Raw genomic sequence first — 3,865 nt, forward strand, 5'->3', positions numbered from 1 at the left:
TACCCGCGCTCGGTGATCTGGGCCACCGCATCACGCTTGAACTCATCGCTGAAATTGGGCTGCCCCATCGTCGTCTCCTGTCCTCAAAATTGGGATAGAAGGCGTCCAGAAATCTAGGGGCTACTCACTCCCCCGCACACCGCCCCGACAGCGCCAGCTTCAGCTTCAGCCTCAGCCTCAGCCTCAGCCTCAGCCTCAGCCTCAGCCTCAGCCCCGCGCGCTCGCCCAACGCAAAAGGGGCCGGCCCAACCGGACCAGCCCCTTTCGCCTCACCTGAAGGCAATATCTGTCAGCATCGCGGCGCGGCGCCCGCCTCCCAAAAGCCCCGCGCCTTCAGGCACCAGCCCGCAAATCCCGACCTGGAAGACCCAGCCCCAAGGCACAGCCCCGAAAGCCGCCCTCGAAAACCCCGCCTTCCACAGCCCAGCCGACCCATCGCGCCACCACCGATCGACGCCGGCGAGTCGCAATTATCGACTTTCTTCTTCTCTGCCCGATCAGCGTGACGATGTCAAGCAGAATGTTCCATATGGGTTATGCCGCCTTGCCCAGCATCCGCGCCTCCAGCACCATCGCCGCGGCGAAGCTCGGCCGCGCCCGCAGCCCGTCGAGCCAGGCCTTCACCCTGGGCCAGCGGCCGTCCTTCAACCCGCTGCTGCAATAGCAGACATTGATCAGCGGACAGGCCACCGCAATGTCGGCCAGGGTGAAGCGATCCTCCACCAGCCAGCCGCTCTCGGGCAGAACCGCCTCCAGATAATCATAGATGCCCGGCATCTTCTCCGCCTCTGCCCGGTCGGCACGGGCCGGGTCATGCGGCATGTCGAGCAGCTTGCCGACCACCCGGTTGAAGAAGATGTCGACGCCCACCGGCTGGGCGATGGTGTCGGCAAATTCCTCATACCAAATCGTCCGCGCCCGCGCCTTGGGTTCGGTCGGGATCAGGTTCGGCTCGGGATGCAGCGCATCCATATAGGTTATGATCGCGGTCGAATCGCTGATCGCGAAATCGCCATCGACCAGGGCCGGGATCTTGCCAAAGGGCGACGCCCGCTCGAACTCTGCGCCGCCCTTGCCGAACCCGGCCGGCCGCACCTCGACCGCGATCCCCTTTTCCGCTGCAAAGACAATGACCTTGCGCACAAAGGGCGACGGCCGCGCACCATAGATGATCATGCACCCACTCCTGCTTTTCTGGTGGTGGAGCGCCGATCCTGCCAGACCAGTCGCATATTGCAACTGTCCACTCCTGCCCTGCCCGGCCCTGACCGCGCAATCCATTAGGTGTTCGACCGGAATTTCCACGCCCCCGCAAATCGGAAAGCCTTTGCAGGGGCAATCCGGGATGGGGGCGGTCATGGACAGACGCGCGTTTCTGGCGACGATGGCGGGCGCAGCGGGTGCAGCCGGCCTGGTCAGCTGCCATCAGGCCAGCGGCAAGCCGGCCGCCCTCATCCATCCGCGCCGCACCGCGCTCGCCGGGGAGGCCTGGGCCGATGCCGATGTCGTCGTCTATGGCGCCACCCCCGCCGGCGTCATCGCCGCGGTCAGCGCCGCCAATCTGGGCGCTTCGGCGGTGCTGATCGGCGGCTGGCGCGAAATCCAGCCCGGCGGCATGCTGGCCGGCGGGCTCAGCTGGACCGACATACGCGATATCGATGCAGTCGGCGGCTATGCCCGCACCACCATGGCCACGCTGGCGGCGTCCGGCGGGATGCCGGGCAATCGCTACGCCTTCGACCCGGCCGTTGCCGCCCCCTATTTCCGCGACCTGCTCGATGCCGCCGGGGTGCCGGTCCTCTGGTCGGACGGGGTCGAGACCGTCGACCGGACCGATCGCGCCATCCGCGAGATCATCACCCGCTCGGGCGTGCGCGCCCATGGCCGCATCTTCATCGACGCCTCCTATGAGGGCGACCTGATGGCCCGCGCCGGCATCAGCACCAGGGTCGGGCGCGAAGCCGCCGACCGGGCCAATCCCTATAATGGCTATCGCGGGTCACGCTATGAGCTGCGGACCCGGACCGATCCGCCGCAAAAGGACAATATCCTGCCGATCGACCCTTTCGCCGACCAGCCGTCGGGCCGCCTGATCGCCGGGGTCGATGCCGCGCCGAACCGGCCGGTCGGCGCCGCCGACGATGGCGTGCAGGCCTATTGCTTCCGCCTGACCATGACCGATCGGCCCGAACTGCGGCTCGACCTGCCCGCCACCGCGCCCGATGGCTATCGCGAGGCCGACTATGAACTGCTGTTCCGCGATTTCGACCGGCGCCGGCGCGCTGGCCAGCTCTATGGCCGGGACTGGCATTTCGCCCGCGATCTGGTGAAGGCGGACGAGGTCGCGCCGGGCATCTACGACATCAACAATCGCGGCACCATGTCGCTCGACGCGGTCGGCCTCAACCGTGCCTATCCGGCGGCCGACTATGATGCGCGCGAACGCATATGGAAGGCGCATGAAAATTATATTCGCGGCTGGTTCCACGCCATGGCCCATGGCCGCGACCCCCGCATTCCCGCCGGGCTGCAACGCGATGTGCGCAACTGGGGCCTGGTGCGTGGCCGCCACACCGATTGCCATCCCGCCGACACGCCCGGCTGGTCGCCCCAGCTCTATGTGCGCGAGGCGCGGCGGCTGGACAATGGCCTTGCCTGGTCGGGCCGGGACGTGTCGGATATTGATGGCGTGCCCCCGCGCCTCCCCTCGATCGTCGCCATGGCCTCCTACTGGCAGGACAGCCACGCCGCCAGCCGCATCGCGGTCCGGGACGAACGGGGGCAATGGGGCATCGTCAACGAAGGCCATTTCATGCTGCCCGCCGGCGGCAAATATCAGCGCTCGCCGCTGCCCTTCGAACTGATGGTGCCGCATCGCGACCAGTGCACCAACCTCATGGTGCCCTTCTGCGTCGCGGCGACCCACCAGGCCTTCTCCACCATCCGCATGGAACCGACCTCGATGGCACTGGGCGAATCGGCCGGCACCGCCGCCGCCCTGGCCGTGATCGACCGCGACCGGGTCGATATCCAGGATGTCGACACCTATCGGCTGCAACAGATGATCGTCGCCAATGGCGGCGTGATCCAGGGCGTGACCAACTGGGAATTGCTGCAGAGGAAGCTGAAGCACCGCCTCGACCGCCTGCGCGGCTGACGCCCCTCCGGCACAGGCGCCCCTCCGGCACAGGCCGCCCGTCAGCGCAACGATGATCCGAACGCGCCACGCACGACGCGGGCCACGATCACAGCGTCACGATCACAGCGCCAAAATCACAGGGCCATATCCATGCCCAGCATCCGCGCCAGCATGAAGGTGAGGGACAGGAGGCCCACCAGCGCAAGCAGCAGGGCCAGGCTGATCTTGCCGACCGCGCTCAGCACCGCCCCCTTCTGCGCCTTCCTGTCCTGTTCATAATGCCATCGGACGGCAAAGAACATGCCCGCCCCCAGCACGACGACCTTGAACAGGATGAAAACAACAGGAAACCAGTCCATGATCTTGAACACATCCGGGCCAACAAGAAACCATGTTCTTCAGGATCGCCGCGACGGCAATCGAACGTCCCCTCCTATGTCGGGAACAGGGGGATGACCATGGGACATTATGCCCGCCCCGGACAGGCTCCGGCCATGCACTGCCATCGGTTTGTTCGATCGCCGCTCAGAAAAGCTGACCTCGCCGTTCCGTCACCCCGCACTTGATCCGGGATGCCCCCCATGGAGATTGGCAGGTTTCGACCAGAAGCGGACATTCCTCCCCGGAACGGGGAGGTGGCAGCGCGAAGCGCTGACGGAGGGGCAGGTGCCTCTTGGCGCTGCGCTATCCGGCCTGTGCCCCTCCACCACTCGCTGCGCGAGCGGT

Annotated in this window: 3 protein-coding genes; 1 reads left to right on the top strand and 2 read right to left on the bottom strand. The window is 66.4% G+C overall.

Going from position 1 to position 3,865, the window contains the following annotated elements:
* Positions 1-534: 534 nt before the first annotated feature.
* The gene (locus tag CG471_RS29175; RefSeq protein ID WP_099234589.1) at positions 535-1,176 is read right to left on the bottom strand and encodes a glutathione S-transferase family protein; all 642 of its coding nucleotides are present in this window, start codon (positions 1,174-1,176) and stop codon (positions 535-537) included.
* A 181-nt stretch (positions 1,177-1,357) separates the two neighbouring features.
* Here CG471_RS29175 and CG471_RS29180 point away from each other — a divergent pair, with 181 nt between their 5' ends.
* Positions 1,358-3,157 (top strand): FAD-dependent oxidoreductase, encoded by a 1,800-nt coding sequence (locus CG471_RS29180; RefSeq protein WP_257211735.1) that lies wholly within the window; start codon positions 1,358-1,360, stop codon positions 3,155-3,157.
* Between the two features lie 116 nt (positions 3,158-3,273).
* Here the strand turns inward: CG471_RS29180 and CG471_RS29185 are convergent, their stop codons facing one another.
* Positions 3,274-3,498, bottom strand: a complete 225-nt coding sequence (locus CG471_RS29185) for a hypothetical protein (protein ID WP_004207829.1) — start codon at positions 3,496-3,498, stop codon at positions 3,274-3,276.
* Positions 3,499-3,865: the final 367 nt, after the last annotated feature.

The organism is Sphingobium sp. IP1 (assembly GCF_002708645.1).
In the GTDB taxonomy this organism is placed as follows: Bacteria; Pseudomonadota; Alphaproteobacteria; order Sphingomonadales; family Sphingomonadaceae; genus Sphingobium; species Sphingobium yanoikuyae.

What these genes read in the sequence shown, in the direction of transcription:
- CG471_RS29175 (WP_099234589.1), bottom strand. Translation starts at nt 1,176, where the DNA reads ATGATCATCTATGGTGCGCGGCCGTCGCCCTTTGTGCGCAAGGTCATT.
- CG471_RS29180 (WP_257211735.1), top strand. Translation starts at nt 1,358, where the DNA reads ATGGACAGACGCGCGTTTCTGGCGACGATGGCGGGCGCAGCGGGTGCA.
- CG471_RS29185 (WP_004207829.1), bottom strand. Translation starts at nt 3,498, where the DNA reads ATGGACTGGTTTCCTGTTGTTTTCATCCTGTTCAAGGTCGTCGTGCTG.